16 protein-coding genes are annotated in these 17,923 nt (G+C 32.4%); 8 read left to right on the top strand and 8 right to left on the bottom strand.

Features of this window, described 5'->3' with window-relative positions; genetic code table 11:
- The first annotated feature begins 26 nt into the window (after positions 1-26).
- Complete coding sequence (locus E4J94_RS16410) at positions 27-1,067, top strand: asparaginase (RefSeq protein ID WP_135836870.1); 1,041 nt, start codon at positions 27-29, stop codon at positions 1,065-1,067.
- A gap of 61 nt (positions 1,068-1,128) precedes the next feature.
- On the opposite strand, the gene mdtD is transcribed toward E4J94_RS16410, so the two are convergent.
- Complete coding sequence (mdtD, locus tag E4J94_RS16405) at positions 1,129-2,532, bottom strand: multidrug transporter subunit MdtD (RefSeq protein WP_135836869.1); 1,404 nt, start codon at positions 2,530-2,532, stop codon at positions 1,129-1,131.
- A 73-nt stretch (positions 2,533-2,605) separates the two neighbouring features.
- Between mdtD and E4J94_RS16400 the strand changes: the two genes are divergently transcribed.
- From E4J94_RS16400 to E4J94_RS16380, 5 genes are all read left to right on the top strand, one after another.
- Positions 2,606-3,262 carry a TatD family hydrolase gene (locus E4J94_RS16400; RefSeq protein ID WP_135836868.1) on the top strand — a complete coding sequence of 219 codons (657 nt, stop codon included), beginning with the start codon at positions 2,606-2,608 and terminating at the stop codon, positions 3,260-3,262.
- Between the two features lie 14 nt (positions 3,263-3,276).
- On the top strand, positions 3,277-3,999 hold the full coding sequence (locus E4J94_RS16395; protein ID WP_135836867.1) for a tRNA threonylcarbamoyladenosine dehydratase: 723 nt from the start codon (positions 3,277-3,279) through the stop codon (positions 3,997-3,999).
- 60 nt (positions 4,000-4,059) lie between these two features.
- The gene (locus E4J94_RS16390) at positions 4,060-4,767 is read left to right on the top strand and encodes a hypothetical protein (protein WP_135836866.1); all 708 of its coding nucleotides are present in this window, start codon (positions 4,060-4,062) and stop codon (positions 4,765-4,767) included.
- A 96-nt stretch (positions 4,768-4,863) separates the two neighbouring features.
- Positions 4,864-5,487 carry a hypothetical protein gene (locus tag E4J94_RS16385; RefSeq protein WP_135836865.1) on the top strand — a complete coding sequence of 208 codons (624 nt, stop codon included), beginning with the start codon at positions 4,864-4,866 and terminating at the stop codon, positions 5,485-5,487.
- 288 nt (positions 5,488-5,775) lie between these two features.
- Complete coding sequence (locus tag E4J94_RS16380) at positions 5,776-6,810, top strand: DUF3667 domain-containing protein (RefSeq protein WP_135836864.1); 1,035 nt, start codon at positions 5,776-5,778, stop codon at positions 6,808-6,810.
- Positions 6,811-6,899: 89 nt separating this feature from the next.
- Here E4J94_RS16380 and carB read toward each other — a convergent pair whose 3' ends face one another.
- The 7 genes from carB to E4J94_RS16345 form a co-directional block, all read right to left on the bottom strand.
- Positions 6,900-10,130, bottom strand: a complete 3,231-nt coding sequence (carB, locus tag E4J94_RS16375; protein WP_135836863.1) for a carbamoyl-phosphate synthase (glutamine-hydrolyzing) large subunit — start codon at positions 10,128-10,130, stop codon at positions 6,900-6,902.
- Positions 10,131-10,141: 11 nt separating this feature from the next.
- Entirely contained in the window at positions 10,142-11,230 is a 1,089-nt protein-coding gene (gene carA / locus E4J94_RS16370; RefSeq protein WP_135836862.1) for a glutamine-hydrolyzing carbamoyl-phosphate synthase small subunit, read from the bottom strand.
- Positions 11,223-12,359: an aspartate aminotransferase family protein gene (locus E4J94_RS16365; protein ID WP_135836861.1), complete on the bottom strand. Its 1,137-nt coding sequence runs from the start codon at positions 12,357-12,359 to the stop codon at positions 11,223-11,225. Before E4J94_RS16365 ends, carA begins: the two co-directional genes overlap by 8 nt.
- A 56-nt stretch (positions 12,360-12,415) precedes the next feature.
- Positions 12,416-13,402 (bottom strand): N-acetyl-gamma-glutamyl-phosphate reductase, encoded by a 987-nt coding sequence (argC, locus tag E4J94_RS16360; RefSeq protein ID WP_135836860.1) that lies wholly within the window; start codon positions 13,400-13,402, stop codon positions 12,416-12,418.
- Between the two features lie 93 nt (positions 13,403-13,495).
- Positions 13,496-14,677, bottom strand: a complete 1,182-nt coding sequence (gene argG / locus E4J94_RS16355; protein ID WP_135836859.1) for an argininosuccinate synthase — start codon at positions 14,675-14,677, stop codon at positions 13,496-13,498.
- A gap of 7 nt (positions 14,678-14,684) precedes the next feature.
- Entirely contained in the window at positions 14,685-15,137 is a 453-nt protein-coding gene (locus tag E4J94_RS16350) for an arginine repressor (RefSeq protein WP_135836858.1), read from the bottom strand.
- Positions 15,138-15,207: 70 nt separating this feature from the next.
- The gene (locus E4J94_RS16345; RefSeq protein WP_135836857.1) at positions 15,208-15,786 is read right to left on the bottom strand and encodes a GNAT family N-acetyltransferase; all 579 of its coding nucleotides are present in this window, start codon (positions 15,784-15,786) and stop codon (positions 15,208-15,210) included.
- 251 nt (positions 15,787-16,037) lie between these two features.
- Between E4J94_RS16345 and argB the strand changes: the two genes are divergently transcribed.
- Both argB and E4J94_RS16335 read left to right on the top strand, forming a co-directional pair.
- Entirely contained in the window at positions 16,038-16,805 is a 768-nt protein-coding gene (argB, locus tag E4J94_RS16340) for an acetylglutamate kinase (RefSeq protein ID WP_135836856.1), read from the top strand.
- Entirely contained in the window at positions 16,799-17,866 is a 1,068-nt protein-coding gene (locus E4J94_RS16335) for a M20 family metallo-hydrolase (RefSeq protein ID WP_135836855.1), read from the top strand. The genes argB and E4J94_RS16335 overlap by 7 nt, the downstream gene beginning before the upstream one ends.
- Positions 17,867-17,923 lie beyond the last annotated feature (57 nt).

Genomic DNA, 17,923 nt, shown 5'->3' with positions numbered 1-17,923 from the left:
TTTTAACCAGAAATTAATCAAACTGCATGCAAACAAAAATTTTATTAATCTATACAGGGGGAACTATTGGAATGGCGAAAGATTATGGTGACCAATCTTTAAAACCTTTCAATTTTGATAATTTATTAAAACAAATTCCAGAATTAGGATTGTTAGATTGTTCTTTCGATTATCATAGTTTCGATACGCCGATAGATTCGTCTGATATGAAACCAAAATATTGGATAGAAATTGCCGAAACTATTCAACAGAACTACGAAAACTATGATGGTTTTGTTGTTTTACATGGAACAGATACGATGGCATATACAGCTTCTGCAATGAGTTTTATGATTGATAATCTCGAGAAACCTGTTATTTTTACTGGATCGCAATTACCAATTGGAGATTTGCGTACTGATGCAAAAGAAAATTTAATTACTTCGATTCAATTAGCTTCGTTACGCAAAAATGATAAACCAATTATCAAGGAAGTTTGTGTGTATTTTGAATATAAATTGTTTCGAGCAAATAGAACAACAAAGATTAATGCAGAAAATTTTGACGCTTTCGAATCGCCAAATTATCCAGTAATTGGAGTTTCCGGTGTTCATCTGGAAGTGAAAGAAGATTTGTTGTTAAAAAATGTTATTACGGATAAACTTTCGATCAATAAAGATCTGAATGCTGATGTTGGTGTTTTGAAGATTTTTCCCGGAATGAATCGTTCTTTTATCGAAAGTGTTTTGAACGCTCCAAATATGAAAGCTTTTATTATTGAGGCTTTTGGAACAGGAAATATTTTTACTGATGATTGGTTTATTGAATTATTAGAAGAAGTAACGAATAAAGGAGTTCATCTTATTATCAACACGCAATGTGCGGGTGGAATGGTAGAACTTGGACGTTATGCGACAAGTGATGCGTTACTAAATATGGGAGCAATTTCGAGTTATGATTTGACAATGGAAGCTGCAATTACAAAAGCAATTTATTTATTAGGTCAAAATCTTTCTAAAGAAGAGTTTAAAACGCAATACGAAGCAAACTTGAAAGGTGAACTTCGCCATCATTTTTACAATGATTAAATCAAAATAATATAAAACGATAAAATCTCTACTTGGTAGAGATTTTTTTATGTTCTAAAATTTATTTCTTCCCTGACATCGAAGAACCATCAGATTCTCTTAATTTAAAAAAGATATAAGTTGATAAAATTGTCATAACTCCCATTGTTAAAAACGAATAACGGAAGGCCTGCACTTCCACTCCATCTACAAATCCTACTTGTCTAAAAACTCCTAAAATAAGTGCTGCCACTGAAATTCCAAATGTTAACGATAATTGTTGAGTTACTGATAATAAACTATTTCCTTCGCTAGACGTGTTTTCATCTAAATCTGCTAAAGACAAGGTATTCATTGCTGTGAATTGTATTGAACTAAAAAATCCATTCAAAACCATTAATGGAATAATATAATAAATTGGCGATTTCGATTCTAAAAAGAAAAACATACATATTATCAAACCTAAAATGATTGTATTTGCTATTAAGGTATTTCGATAACCAAATTTGTTCACAATAGGTACAACAAATGATTTTGCGATAATATTACTTGCTGCGGACGGAATCATAATTAAACCTGCTACAGTTGCAGAATATCCATAACCAACTTGCAATAAAAGAGGAATAAGAAAAGGCATTCCTCCAATTCCTAATCGCGTAATAAGATTCCCTATAATACCAATTCGCAAAGTTCTTATACTAAATAGTTTCAAATCGATTAAAGGATGTTCTTTATGCTTTGCATGATAAATATATAATCCTATCAAAAAAATAGAAAGAACAATCAGTGCCAAAACAGTTTGTAAACCAATAACACGAGAAGATGTTAGTTCCATAATTAATGTTAAAACTGTAACACCTCCACTAAAAAGAATCAGGCCTCTAATATCAAATTTAAAAACAGGATGTTTAAAATCTGGTAACGCAAAAGTAGTCATCCAAAGCGCAATAATTCCAAACGGAATATTAACTATAAAAATCCAATGCCATGATAAAGTTTCAACTAAAATCCCGCCAATTGTTGGTCCTAAAAGAGGGCCAATTAATCCAGGAATTGTAATAAAATTAATCACTTTCAATAATTCACTTTTCGGAAATGCATACAAAATTGCTAAACGAATAACAGGAACCATCATCGATCCTCCTATCGCTTGTATAATTCTCGAAATGACTAAAAAAGGTAAAGTTGTTGCAAAAGCGCAAAGAGTAGATCCTAGTGTGAAAATCAATATAGCAGATTGAAACACTTTTTTCGTTCCATATTTATCCGAAAGCCAACCACTCAAAGGAATCAACAATGCAATCGTTAACGTATAAGCAACTATAATCGACTGAATTTCCAAAGGAGATTTCCCTAATTCTTTTGCTATTGTAGGTAAAGAAGTATTTAAAATTGTGGCATCTAAAGCTTGCATAAAAATTGCCATCGCACCAAGCCATGGCAAAAACTTCAACATTTTTGGGCTTAAAATATTTTCTGAATTCATTAATTTTGACATAGCAAAATCTATTCCTATTTCAATATTTTATCAATTACATGAAAAAGATTAAATTTGAATTATGTTTCTCAATTTACATACACATCATTTAGCTCATCAAACAGATGTTTTGGAATTGTATAATCAGTTTCCAAGTGAGTTGAATAATGAAGCTAAATTATTTTCGATTGGTATTCATCCTGCTTATATCAAAACTTCATCAATAGAGGAAGAAATCGAAATTATCAATCAAACTATTTCAAATAAAAACTGTTTAGCAATTGGCGAAATTGGATTGGATAAATTATGTAAAACAGATTTTGAATTACAAATCAACATTTTCGAAAAACAGTTAGAAATTGCAACGCAACATCAACTTCCTGTCGTTATACATTCGGTTCGTGCTTATCAAGAAATTTTACAAATTCGAAAACAAATGAAATTAACGATTCCGTTTATTTTTCATGGTTTCAATAAGAATGAGCAATTGCTCAATCAAATTATTGCTCAAAATTGTTTTCCTTCTTTTGGTAAAAATCTTTTATTTAACAAAAACTTACAAATTATATTTGCAAATCTTTCTGCGAATCAATTCTTTTTGGAAAATGACGCAAGTGAAATTTCTATTGAAGAAATTTATAATTTTGCAGCAGATTTGAGAAAAATTACAATCGAGGAATTACAACTTCAACAAGCAGAAAATTGGAAAACAGTTTTCGGTTACGAAGTTCAATCATAATAAAATACATTTCAATGGCAGTTTGGCAAGAAAGAGCTGAATTATTATTCAAAGAAGAAGGTTTAGAAATCCTAAAAAATTCTAACATTTTAGTTGTTGGTTTAGGTGGAGTTGGCTCTTTTGCCGCAGAATTTATCGCACGTGCAGGTGTTGGAAAAATGACTATTGTTGATGGAGATACTGTTGACATTACAAATATTAACCGACAATTGCCCGCTTTGCATTCGACAGTTGGACAACATAAAGTAGATGTGGTTGGTGATCGTTTGATGGATATAAATCCTGAATTAGAATTAACACGTATCAACGAATTTTTGAGTCCAGAACGTACACACGAAATCGTCACTCCAGATTTTGATTATGTGTTAGATTGCATCGATTCTGTGACGCCGAAAATTAATTTGATTTTAGCTGCAAAACGCAAAAAAATTAAAGTCATCAGCAATATGGGCGCTGGTGGAAAATATTTGGCAAGCAAAGTACAAGTGCGTGATATTAGCAAAACAGATGTTTGTCCGTTGGCAAAAAATGTTAGAAAACGATTAAAAAAAGAAGGAATTAATAAAGGTGTAAAAGCTGTTTTTTCGACAGAAGTTCCTGATGAATCTTCGGTTAAATTAACGGACGGAAAAAATTATAAAAAATCGTTTTACGGAACTAATTCATGGATGCCAGGTTTATTCGGTTTACATGCTGCAGAAACGGTGATTCGACATTTATTAAAAAAAGATAAATAATATAAGTTCTTTCTTAAAGATTTAATTAATTTAGTTGCGAATTAACTAAGAAACAGAAAAATGAAAATCAATTACGATTATATCACATACGAGGATGTTTTGAGAGCGCGTCAATTTATGTACGAGCAAGCGTTAGAACAGAATGCGACTAATTCGTTGTTGAACACTGCGAGGGATCTATTTGGAAACAGTAATTTCGAGATGTGTATCAAAATTTGTGAAGGTTTATTGGATGCAAAAGACCCAAAACAATTGTATGATGCAAAGAAGTTAATTGCTTTATCTTATTATAGCTTACAAGATTTTGAAAATGCAGATAATGCATTTTTCGATTTAGCTCAAAATTCTGATAATTCAGACGATTGGTTTAATGTTGTTATTTCTGCAGCTTTAAATAAAAATATCGAACGTAGTAAAGAATCTTTTGGAATTGCATTAGAAAAATACACGAAATTTGGTCATCAACGTAATATGCCTTCAGTACAATTAATGTTGCATTACATGATTACGTTAGAAACTGTAAAAGAATACGTTTTGGCTTTGGAACAATGTAGAATGTTGGTACAAGTTTACGCTAAATTGAAAAAAACAGACGAAAAATTCTTAAGTTCTCGTGGTTTAGAACAAATCGAAAACTTTTTAGAAACTGCAAAACCAGTTTTGAAAAAAGCGAAAAAGAAAGAATTAACTGAAATCAAAAAAGAATTGGTTGAAGCCTTAGACACAAATGGCGTAGAAAAAGTAGAAGCTTTTTTTGCGGAGTTTTAAGACAACGATTTTTACAAGAAATAAAAAAATCCACTTCTCTCGAAGTGGATTTTTTGTTTAGATAAATATTGTAAATTAGAGAAAACATTAATTTGAATGAAATACTTTTTTACTTTCATATTTTTAATCTCAACTTTTACTTTTGGTTGTAGTTGTGCTCAATCTTCAATAAATGAATCTTTTAATAAAGCTGATGCTATTTTCATCGGAAAAGTTATAGCTGTAGATAAGTCCAAATATGATTTTTCTTCTAATCCAGTTTATACTTATACATTCGAGATAACAAAAGATTTCAAAAGGAAACATCCAAAAAATAAATCTGATAAATTTTATACAACGATTTATACTCCTCTAAGTTACACAGGAGGAGGCTGTGGAAGTACATTCAGTCTAAATGAAACATATTTAGTTTATGGATATCGTTCTGAAATTGGAACAATAACAAATATCTGTACAAGAACTTCTGATTTAAAATTTGTAGAAAAAATTGAAATAGACTCTGTACAACTTTTAAGTAATCAATTTTTCAAAGAGAAAAAAGAAATTGTTGATATTGATATTTATAATGACTATTCAGATCACAATAATGAATTATTGTCCGAATATGAAAATGAAATTCTAAAGCTAAAATCAGTTCATAAAATTTATATTATTTTAATTTGCAGTCTTGCTCTTATCTTAATAATTAGTTTATTTTTCAATTTTAGGAAAAGAAAATAGATTTAGATTCCTCCTCTTGTCTGAATGACATAAACTCAATTGCCATTTAAAACAAAACAGCATAGAAGTGAAGAACATATCTTTGATTTATCTAAAACAAGTTCAGGATGGCTTAACAAATCCGTCAATCTGAATTCATTTCAGCTTCGCATTAAATTTAGACTTCTCAACAAACTCGAAAAGATAAAAAAACTAATTTTATTAATCTATATTTAATCAAATATTTCTTCGTGGTTATTTCAAAATAAATAATCTTTTTATAGATTTATCATCACTAAGAATTAACACATGAGTCACGGAAAACTAAGAGAAGATCATAATTGCCAAAATTGTGGACATTACGTAGAAAAGCTTTATTGCACGCATTGCGGACAAGAAAATGTAGAAACGCGTCAACCATTTCACTTTTTATTTACTCACTTTATCGAAGATTTTGTTCATTATGATGGAAGTTTTTGGCAAACGATAAAAAAACTATTTTTAAAACCAGGAGTATTAACCAAAGAATATTTGAGTGGTAAGAGAAATAGCTCTGTTAATCCTGTAAAAATGTACATCTTTGTCAGTTTTGTAACCTTTTTTCTTATCTCAATTTTTCCTTCAAAAAATCATCTAATTAATGAAAAAAATGAAACTCCTAAAGAAACGGTTTCTACTGAAAAAATTGAAAAAGCAGTTAATGCAATAACTGATACTTTACAAAGCAAAGGATTTACTACTGTTGAACAAGGCACAAAAATAAAATCTGAATTTGAAAAAAATAAAGACGTAAACTCTTTGGACGATTTGAAACCTGAAACTATTTCGGATATTGAAAAAGGTGTTAAACAAGAAGCTCCGCTCCTTCACCCACTTGTAAGTAAATACAAAGAAATAAAGCAAAATAAGATTTCAAATGAACAACTAAATGATGCTATTACCGAAAAATCTTTGCATCTTATTCCAAAAGTTTTGTTTGTGTATATGCCATTTTTTGCGTTCTTATTATGGATTTTCTACAACAAGAAGAAATGGTGGTACTTTGATCACGGAATTTTTACCCTACATTATTTTACAGTAATTCTTTTATCTATTTTGGTAATTTTTCTTTTGAATCAATCCTCAAATTATATTGATAATAGTGCAGTAACAGCAATTTTAGCCTTTATTAATACACTAATTATCTTTTATCTCGTAGTATATTTTTTCTTAGCATTGAAAAAACTTTATAATCAAGGATTGATTAAAACCTCAATCAAAGGAATTTTACTTTTAGGAATTAATACGTTTATTTTTTCTATAATCGTTCTCGGAATTATTATCTATTCATTTCTTCATGTTTAATAAGTATTCTTTGGAAAACTAAGAAATAACAAAATGAAAAGCCTCGCAAATGCGAGGCTTTTCATTTATAATTTAATACTTAAACCATATTATTTATTACGATATTCGTTCCAAGTCTTGATTTTTAGATCATCCATTGATAATGTTGTAAATGCATTGATGAAAGCCGAAGCTAAACGTGCATTTGTCACCAACGGAATATTGAAATCTACTGCTGTACGACGAATCTGATAATCGTTGTCTAATTCCGCTTTTGTTAAGTTTTTTGGAATGTTAATCACCATATCAATTTTCTTATCGTGTAAATAAGACATTACATTTGGTTCTTTTTTATCAGATGGCCAATAAACAAGCGTAGAATACACATCATTTTCTGTAAAGAATTTATGTGTTCCTTCTGTTGCATAAATTTTGTAACCTTTCGCAATTAATTGTTTTGCAGGTTCTAATAAAGCAACTTTAGAAGCAATTGGTCCACCAGAAATTAAAACTGTTCTCTCAGGAATTTCATATCCAACAGATAGCATTGATTTTAATAAGGCTTCTTCTGCTGTATCACCAATACATCCAACTTCTCCTGTTGAAGACATGTCAACTGATAAAACTGGGTCTGCTCCTGCTAAACGTGTAAAAGAGAACTGAGAAGCTTTCACTCCAACATAATCTAAATCGTAAACGATTTCTGAATGTCCTTTTTCTACTTCTAATCCTAATAAAACTTTTGTCGCTTTTTCGATCATGTTATTTCCAGCAACTTTCGATACGAATGGGAACGAACGAGAAGCACGAATATTAGTTTCGATAACGCGAACTGTATTATTTTTTGACAAGAACTGAATGTTCATTGGTCCAGAAATTTCGAAACGCTTTGCAATTTTTGCTGCAACTTTACGTATTTGGCGAATTGTTTCGATGTACACTTTTTGTGGTGGATAATACATTGTTGCATCTCCTGAGTGAACTCCCGCAAATTCTACGTGTTCAGAAACTGCATAATCTACAATTTCTCCGTTTTGACAAACTGCATCCAACTCAATTTCTTTTGCACCTTGTACGAATTCAGAAACTACAACTGGATAGTCAGGAGAAACTTCTTTCGCTAATTTCAAGAAAGCATCTAATTCTTCTGTATTCGAAACTACATTCATTGCAGCTCCTGATAAAACATAAGAAGGACGAATTAACACTGGAAAATTAACTTCTTCCACAAATTTGTGAATTGCTTCTAAAGAAGAAAGCTCTTTCCAACGTGGTTGATCAATTCCTAATTCATCTAATATTTCTGAGAATTTATGACGATTTTCTGCATCATCAATTCTTAAAGGAGAAGTTCCTAAAATATTGATTGATTGATCGTACAATTTCATCGCTAAGTTATTAGGAATTTGACCTCCTGTTGAAATAATTGTTCCTTCAGGTTGTTCAAAATCTAAAATATCCATTACACGTTCAAAAGATAATTCTTCGAAGTATAAACGATCTGACTCGTCATAATCTGTCGAAACCGTTTCTGGATTATAGTTGATGATAATTGTTTTATAACCATTTTTTGATGCTGTGTGCGCTGCATTTACAGAACACCAATCAAACTCTACAGACGAACCGATACGATAAACTCCAGATCCTAAAATACAAACTGCTTTCTCAGTTTCTGGTTCCAAATCATTTTCAGTTCCGTGGTAGGTTACATATAAATAATTTGTTTGCGCAGGGAATTCTGCTGCTAACGTATCAATTTGTTTTACAACAGGTTTAATTCCGAAGTTTTTACGTAATTCACGAACCGTTAATTCGTTTCTGTGTACGTTTTGATCTCCTTTTACTAAAACTGCAATTTGTTGATCCGAAAATCCTAACAATTTTGCACGTTTTACTAAATCAGCTTCAACTTGTTCAAATCTTTCTAATGCTTCAAATTCTTTTGATACATTAAAAATCCTTTCTAAACGTTGTAAAAACCATAAATCGATTTTTGTTAAATCGTGAATTTTTTCAATCGAATATCCCGCTTTGAAAGCTTCAGTAATCGCATATAAACGCTCATCATTTGGTTCAGCTAACCATGTATCCAACGATTCTCCTTCTGGAATTTTGAATCCGTTTGCTACAAAACCTCTGTGTCCGATATCTAACATACGAACTCCTTTTTGAATTGCTTCTTCAAAAGAACGTCCAACTGCCATTACTTCTCCAACAGATTTCATTGCAGAACCAATGTTACGACGAACTCCGTAGAATTTATTTAAATCCCAACGAGGCAATTTCACTACACAGTAATCCAACGCAGGCTCGAACATTGCAGATGTCGTTTGCGTTACACTATTTTTCAACTCATCTAAAGAATAACCTAAAGCCAATTTAGCAGCCACGAAAGCTAAAGGATAACCTGTTGCTTTTGACGCCAAAGCTGATGAACGAGACAAACGAGCGTTCACCTCAATTACACGATATTCCTCAGAAACTGTATCGAAAGCATACTGAATGTTACACTCTCCAACTACGCCAAGGTGACGAATTGTACGGATTGCAACTTCACGTAATTTGTGATATTCTGAATTTGATAAAGTTTGAGAAGGAGCAATAACGATTGACTCTCCAGTATGAACTCCAATTGGATCGAAGTTCTCCATGTTACAAACTGTGATACAGTTATCATAAGAGTCACGAACTACTTCGTACTCGATCTCTTTCCAACCTTTTAATGATTCTTCCACTAAAACTTGAGAAGAATAATTGAATGCCTTTTCAACTAAATCTAATAATTCTTCTTCGTTATTTGCGAAACCAGAGCCTAAACCTCCTAAAGCGTATGCTGCACGGATGATTAATGGAAAACCAATTCGTTTACCAGCTTCCATTGCATCAGCAACAGTTTCTACCGCTTCTGAACGAGCTGTTAAAACTCCAATTTGGTTTAATTTTTCGATAAAAATATCACGGTCTTCTGTTGCTTCGATTACTGGAATTTGAGTTCCTAAAACCTCAACACCATATTTCTCGAAAATATTTTCTTTGTTCAACTCAACTGCACAGTTTAAGGCAGTTTGTCCTCCAAAAGCAACCAAAACTCCGTCTGGTTTTTCTTTTTGAATTACTTTTTCTACAAAGTAAGGTGTTACAGGTAAGAAGTAAACTTCGTCTGCAATACCTTCAGAAGTTTGAACAGTTGCAATATTTGGATTGATTAAAACTGTTTTAATTCCTTCTTCTTTTAACGCTTTTAACGCTTGTGAACCAGAATAATCAAACTCACCAGCTTGACCAATTTTTAATGCTCCTGATCCTAATACTAATACTTTTTTAATATCTTTTTTTAACATCGTGATTCTGATTATGCGTTTGCGTTTTTATATTTTTTTACTTCTTCGATGAATTCATCAAATAAATATTCTGTATCAACTGGTCCTCCCATTGCTTCTGGGTGGAATTGAACTGTAAAGATTGGTTTTGATTCGTGACGAATTCCTTCACACGTTCCATCATTTAAGTTCGTGAAGAATGTTTTGAATCCTTCTGGTAATTTTGAATCATCAACTGCGAAACCGTGGTTTTGAGATGTAATGAAACATCTTTTTGTTCCAACTAATTGTACAGGTTGATTGTGCGAACGGTGTCCGTATTTTAATTTGAAAGTAGATGCACCAGCAGCTAAACTTACCAACTGATTTCCTAAACAAATTCCGAAAATTGGTTTATCCGCCTTCAAAGATTCTTTGATATTATTAATTGTAGGAATACATAAAGCTGGGTCACCAGGTCCATTCGAAATAAATAATCCATCATATTCTAATGTTGAATAATCATAATCCCAAGGAACTCGAATTACCTCTACATCACGATTTACAAAACAACGGATGATGTTATTTTTCACTCCACAATCAATCAAAACAATTTTGATCTCAGCACCTTCGTTGTAACGAATCACTTCTTTACAAGAAACTTGATCAACTAAATTATCTTCGTTTGGATCGTAATATGCAACATCTTTATCAGCTACAATTTTTCCTAAAGTAGAACCTTGCTCACGTAATTTTTTTGTAATCATACGTGTATCAACTCCATAAATACCAGGAATGTTTTGACTTTCTAACCAAGCTCCTAATTTTTGAATAGCATTCCAGTGCGAATAATCATCAGCATAATAAGAAACAACCAATCCAGTTACTTGAATTTGGTTCGATTCCATCCAAGCTTCAATTTCATTAATCATTGCTTTATCATCAGGAACACCGTAGTTACCGATCATTGGAGCTGTCATCACCATAATCTGCCCTTTGTAAGAAGGGTCAGTCAAACTTTCATTATATCCAACCAGAGCTGTGTTGAATACTACTTCTCCTGCGGCAGAAGTATACGCACCGAAAGATTTTCCTTCGATTTCTAATCCGTCTTGGAATACTAATTTTACTGTCTTATCCATTGATGATAATGTTAATTTCAGTTTCTAAAGCTGATATGAATTTATCTATGTATTGTTTTGTTACTGTTAAAGGCGGCAATAAACGAATAACGTTTGTACCAGCGTAGCCTACAAAAATATTGTGTTTTGTAACTAAGTTATTTTTTAATTCGCCAATTGGGAAATCAAATTCGATTCCGATCATTGAACCACGTCCACGAACTTCTTTAATTTTCGGGAATTTATTTAATTGGATTCCTACATATTCTCCAATTTCTTTTGCATTTTCGATTAAGTTTTCTTGCTCAATCACATCTAAAACTGCTACTGCTGCAGCACAAGCTAAATGATTTCCTCCGAAAGTAGTTCCTAATAATCCATAAGAAGCTTTAAATTCTGGAGAAATTAAAACTCCTCCGATTGGAAATCCATTCCCCATTCCTTTTGCCATTGTAATCAAATCTGCTTTGATACCAGAATGTTGATGAGCAAAGAATTTTCCAGAGCGTCCGTAACCACATTGAATTTCATCTGCGATTAAAACCACTCCGTTTTCAGTACAAACTTTTCTTAATTCTTGTACAAATTCGTCAGAAGGTAAAATAATTCCTCCAACTCCTTGAATTGGTTCGTAAATTAGTGCTGCAACATCTCCTCCAGCAATTACTTCTTTTACTTGATCAATATCAAATTCTACGAAAGATACTTTGTGATGAGAATTGAATGGAGCTACAATTTTTGGATTATCTGTTAAAGCTACTGTTCCAGAAGTACGCCCATGAAACGCATCTTTGAACGCAATTACACGATCTTTTCCTGTATGAAAAGATGCTAATTTTATAGCATTTTCATTAGCTTCAGCTCCAGAGTTGATTAAGAATAATGTGTAATCTTCGTAATCAGATGCTTTACCTAATTTTTCTGCTAATTCTTGCTGAATCGGGATATTGACTGAGTTTGAGTAAAACCCGATATTATTAATTTGTTCTGTTAATTTCTCAACATAATATGGATGCGAGTGACCGATAGAAATCACTGCGTGACCTCCATAAAGGTCTAAATATTCTTTTCCGTTTTCGTCCCAAAGAATACAATCTTTAGCTTTAACTGGAGTTACATTCATTAATGGATATACATCGAATAGTTTCATTTTCTTTTAAGTTTTACGTTTAATCGTTTACTGTTAATCTTTAGATCTTAAGTGTTCTAAAACGCCACTGTTTTAAGATTTAATCCTAAGTTTTCTTCCCAACCGAACATTAAGTTCATATTTTCTACGGCTTGTCCAGAAGCTCCTTTTGTCAAATTATCGATGATAGAAGTGATTAACAATACATCATCTTGTTTCTGTACGTGTAAAAAACATTTGTTTGTATTTACAACTTGTTTCAGAGCAATTGGCGCATCAGAAACATGTGTAAAAGGTTCGTTTTTGTAATAGTCGTTGAAGATATTTTTTGCTTCTTCTTCTGTTAAATCAGATTTTAAATAAACACCTGCTAAAATTCCGCGCGCAAAATCTCCTCGCATTGGTAAGAAATATACTTTCTTATTGAAATCTTTTTCTAATTGATTCAATGTTTGATAAATTTCACCTTCGTGTTGGTGTGTAAATTCTTTGTAGAAAGAAACGTTATTATTTCGCCAACTAAAGTGTGTAGAAGCAGATAAACTTTGTCCGGCACCTGTAGAACCCGTTACAGCATTGATGTGAATATCATTTTTGATTTCATTTTTCGCTGCCAATGGTAACAATGCTAATTGAATAGCCGTTGCAAAACAACCTGGATTTGCAATATTTTGAGCTGTTTTGATTGCTTCACGATCTAATTCCGGTAAACCGTAAACAAACGTTCTATCTTCGAAAATGTGGTTCGCATTTAATCGAAAATCGTTACTCAAATCAATAATTTTTGTGTTGGCTGAGTAAGTATTGTTTTGTAAAAACTCTGCCGATTTTCCGTGACCAAGGCATAAAAAAACGACATCAGCATTTTCGTCTATTTTATCCGAAAATACGATGTCAGTTTCTCCAAACAAATCGTCGTGCACTTTGGTTACGGGGTTGCCTGCATTTGATGTACTGTACACAGACGAAATATTAACCATCGGGTGATGTATCAATATTCTTAGCAGTTCGCCTGCTGTGTAGCCAGCACCTCCTACAATGCTTACGTTAATTTTGTTTGTCATTTGTTATGTTTTGCGCGTGTTTTTTAAGGTATAATTCCTATACTATACTTCTAAAATAAAGTGGACTCGTTGGAATCCACTTTAAAGAATCAATTAATCGAAACTATGAACAATCTTTAATTGATTACCGAATATTTTGATGAAACCTCTTGCATCTCTACTGTCCCAAGCTTCGTTTTCTTCTCCATAAGTAGCGACTTTAGATTGCATCATATCATAAGGTGATTCGATTCCAATCATTGAGAAATGATAAGGATTTAATTGTACTTTCACTTTTCCTGTTACATGATTTTGAGAAGATTCTAAGAATGCTTCAATATCACGCATTACAGGATCCAAGTATTGTGCTTCATGCAATAAAGTTCCGTACCAGTTTGATAACGAATCTTTGTGCAATAATTGCCATCTTGTAAGTGTATGTTTTTCTAATAAGTGGTGTGCTTTGATTAATAAATAAGCTGCTGGCGCTTCGAAACCTACACGTCCTTTGATACCTAAAATTGTATCTCCTACGTGGATATCACGACCAATTGCATATTCACCACCTATTTCGTTTAATTTCTGAATTAAAGCTACTGGAGATAATTTTTCTCCATCTAAAGCAGTTGGAATACCTTTCTCAAATTCAATTTCAATAACAGATGGTTCTGTTCTTGATAATTGAGTTGGATAAGCATCTTCTGGCAATGCTTGGTTAGATGTTAATGTTTCAACTCCTCCAACAGATGTTCCCCAAATTCCTCTATTAATAGAGTATTTAGCTTTTTCCCAACTATAGTTTACACCGTTTGCTTGTAAATATTCAACTTCTTGTTGACGAGATAATTTTTCGTCGCGAATTGGTGTAATGATTTTAGATTGTGGTGAAATAACTGCAAAAGCAACATCAAAACGAATTTGATCGTTTCCTGCTCCAGTAGATCCGTGTACAATGTATTCTGCATCTACATCTTTTGCATACTGAGCAATTGCAATTGATTGAAACATACGTTCTGCACTTACTGATAATGGATAAGTGTTATTTTTCAAGATGTTTCCGTAGATTAAGTAGCGAACACAATTGTTGTAATATTTGTCTGTAATATCAATTGTCACGTGTTTAGAAGATCCTAATTCGTAGGCACGCGATTCGATATCTTTTAGCTCTTCCTCCGAAAATCCACCAGTATTTACAATTACTGTATGCACTTCCATTCCTTGATCTTTTGTTAAGTTAACCAAACAGTACGATGTATCTAAACCTCCACTGTAAGCTAAAACTGCTTTGTTGCTCATTGTTTGTTTATTTGTTTATATTGGGAATAATTCTTCTTAATTCATTAGTAACCTCTTCTCGGCTACTCTCTTCTTTCATTATAATCAATACGGTATCGTCTCCAGCTATTGTTCCAATTATTGTATTGAAATGTGTATTGTCAATCTCAAAAGCAATTCTGTTAGCATAACCTGGTTTAGTTTTTATAACTCCTAAGTTTTTAGAAAAAACCAACATCATTTGTTCATTATGCGTAACTGTTGGAGCAACAATAGTATTTTCTGTAAGGCGATAAATGTATTGTCCCGAGCTATTAGGAACTTTTGAAACTTTCAATTCGCGCAAATCTCTAGATAAAGTAGCTTGAGTAACTGAGATATCTAAATCGATTAATTTTTTTAATAATTCGTCTTGACTACTTATTTCTTGATCTGTTATTAAATCTTTTATAATCTGGAATCTGTATTTTTTATTACTCATTTTGAATATTTATTCGAAATTTTATGCAAATATACTCATTTTAGACAAAAAAAAACCTTAACTCGTATATTTATTCACTTTCTTTTTTACTCTCATTTTCTTTAGCACGTTGTGCGTACTTATCATCTAGATTATCATAAACTAATCCAGTACAAATACAGCGCTCACGATCATTATCCATTAAGATGTGATAATTCTTACAACTCTTACATCCATTCCAAAATTCATCCGATTGTGTTAATTCCGAAAATGTTACTGGCTTGTATCCTAATTTTGTGTTCATACGCATTACAGCTAAAGAAGTTGTAATACTAAAGATTTTTGATTTCGGGAACTTTGTACGAGACAATTCAAAAACAGCTTGTTTGATTTCACGTCCAATTCCTGAACTCCTTAAATCTGTACGAACAATTAAACCTGAGTTTACGACGAATTTTTCTTCTTCGTACGTTTCAATGTAGCTAAACCCTGCTATTTGATCATCATTATCAAAAGCGATCACAGCATTTCCATTACGCATTTTGCGCTCTAAATAAACTGGATTTCGTTTAGCAATACCCGTTTTTCTCATACGAGCGGATTCTTCGTACCATTCGCACAACAATTCTGTGTACTTGGCATCATCTGCATTTGCTATTCTAACATACATAATTTAAGGGAGGGTTGATTAATAAAGAGGAACCTGAAAAAGATGACCATTTGTCATCACACTTAAGTAAAATACGAGAACCAAAAAGATTGCTTTCTGTTAGAAAGCGGTTCTCATAATTGAGAAGAATAATTTCAATAATTTCTTCCATTAATCAACAAGATATTCAGTTATTATACTGAGATGCAAAGTTAAATATTATATTTTTGTAACACCAAAAAAAAGCAAACAAAATTTACATATTTATTAAGATGTTGAAAATTATTAAAATCGGAGGCGGAATTATAGACGATAATCTAGAGTTAGAGCAGTTTCTAAAAACTTTCACAGCAATTGATAGTCCAAAAATATTAGTTCATGGAGGAGGAAAAGGTGCTTCGAAAATGTTAAATCAACTAGGAATAGAACCAAAAATGATCGAAGGTCGTCGCATTACAGATCAACCAACGTTAGATGTTGTGACTGGTTTGTATGCCGGAAATATCAATAAAACAATTGTATCTAAACTACAGAAATTTGGTTGTAACGCTTTGGGTTTATCTGGTGCTGATGGTAATGCAATCAAAGGTTCTAAGCGACCTATAAAGACAATTGATTATGGTTTTGTTGGAGATTTAACTACCGAAAGCATCAACAAAGAATTGTTTCAATTATTAATTGATAACAATATTACACCTGTTGTTTGTGCGATTACACATGACGGAAATGGGCAATTATTAAACACAAATGCTGATACAATTGCTTCTACAATCGCTGTAGCAATGTCACAAAAAAATGAAGTTGAGCTCAATTTCTGTTTTGATAAAATTGGTGTACTTCGTGATGTAAATGATGACACAACATTGATTCCAAAAATTAACGAAACTTTATATTTGCAATTAAAAGAAGAAGGTGTAATTTTCGAAGGAATGATTCCGAAATTAGACAATTCATTCAAAGTAATTAATGCGGGTGTAAAAAATGTATGTTTAGTACATGCGCGCAACATTAACTCAGAGATTAAAACAATTTTATGTTAGAATTAGCTGTTCTAAAAAAGAAAGCTGTCGATTTGTTATGTCAATTAATCGAAACTCAATCGTTCTCGAGCGAAGAAGATAAAACGGCCGATATTATTTTCAACTTTTTAACTGATCATGGAGCTACTGCTCATCGTCAGGATAACAATGTTTGGAGTATTCATCCAAATTTCGATGAGAACAAAAAAACAATTTTATTAAACTCTCATCACGACACTGTAAAATTTGGTTCTTCTTGGACTTACAATCCATTGAAAGCAACTATAGAAAGTGACAAATTAGTAGGTCTAGGAAGTAACGATGCAGGAGCTTCTGCGGTAAGTTTATTAGCAACTTATATCAATTTTTTGAACGAAGAATTACCATTTAATCTAATTGTCGCTATTACAGCTGAAGAAGAGAGCTCTGGACAATTAAATGTTGCAAGTATTTTACCGAATCTACCAAAAATCGACTTAGGAATTGTTGGAGAGCCTACACAAATGGATATGGCAATTGCTGAACGTGGTTTGGTTGTAATGGATGTTACTGTAAAAGGAAAAACTGGACACGCAGCTCGCAACGAAGGTGTAAATGCCATTTACGAAGCGATAGATATTATGAATTGGTTCAAAACGTATCAATTCGAAAGAATTTCGGATATGTTAGGACCAGTAAAAATGACGGTTACGCAAATTGAAGCAGGAAAGCAACACAATGTTGTGCCAGATGAATGTCGTTTGGTTGTAGATTGTCGTGTAAACGAATTATACTCAAATCAAGAAGTAGTAGATATTATTTCAAGTTGTTTACCAAAAGCTGAAGTAAAAGCACGTTCGTTACGTTTAAATTCTTCTCGTATTTCGGAAAATCATCCAATTGTACAAAAGGGAATCGAATTGGGTTGTACTACGTATGGCTCACCAACAATGTCGGATCAAGCAATGATGAATTTCGAAACGGTAAAAATGGGACCAGGAGATTCTGCACGCTCTCATACTCCTGACGAATATATTTATTTATCAGAGATAGAGCATGGGATTGAACGATATACAAGTTTATTAAAAGATTTTACGTTTTAAATTTTGAGATAGAATAGTATTAACTATACATTAAGAAAGCATCTTCAATAGTATTGA

This window comes from Empedobacter tilapiae (genome assembly GCF_004785645.1).
Classification (GTDB): Bacteria; Bacteroidota; Bacteroidia; order Flavobacteriales; family Weeksellaceae; genus Empedobacter; species Empedobacter tilapiae.
This window is presented reverse-complemented; position numbering and strand designations above follow the sequence as displayed.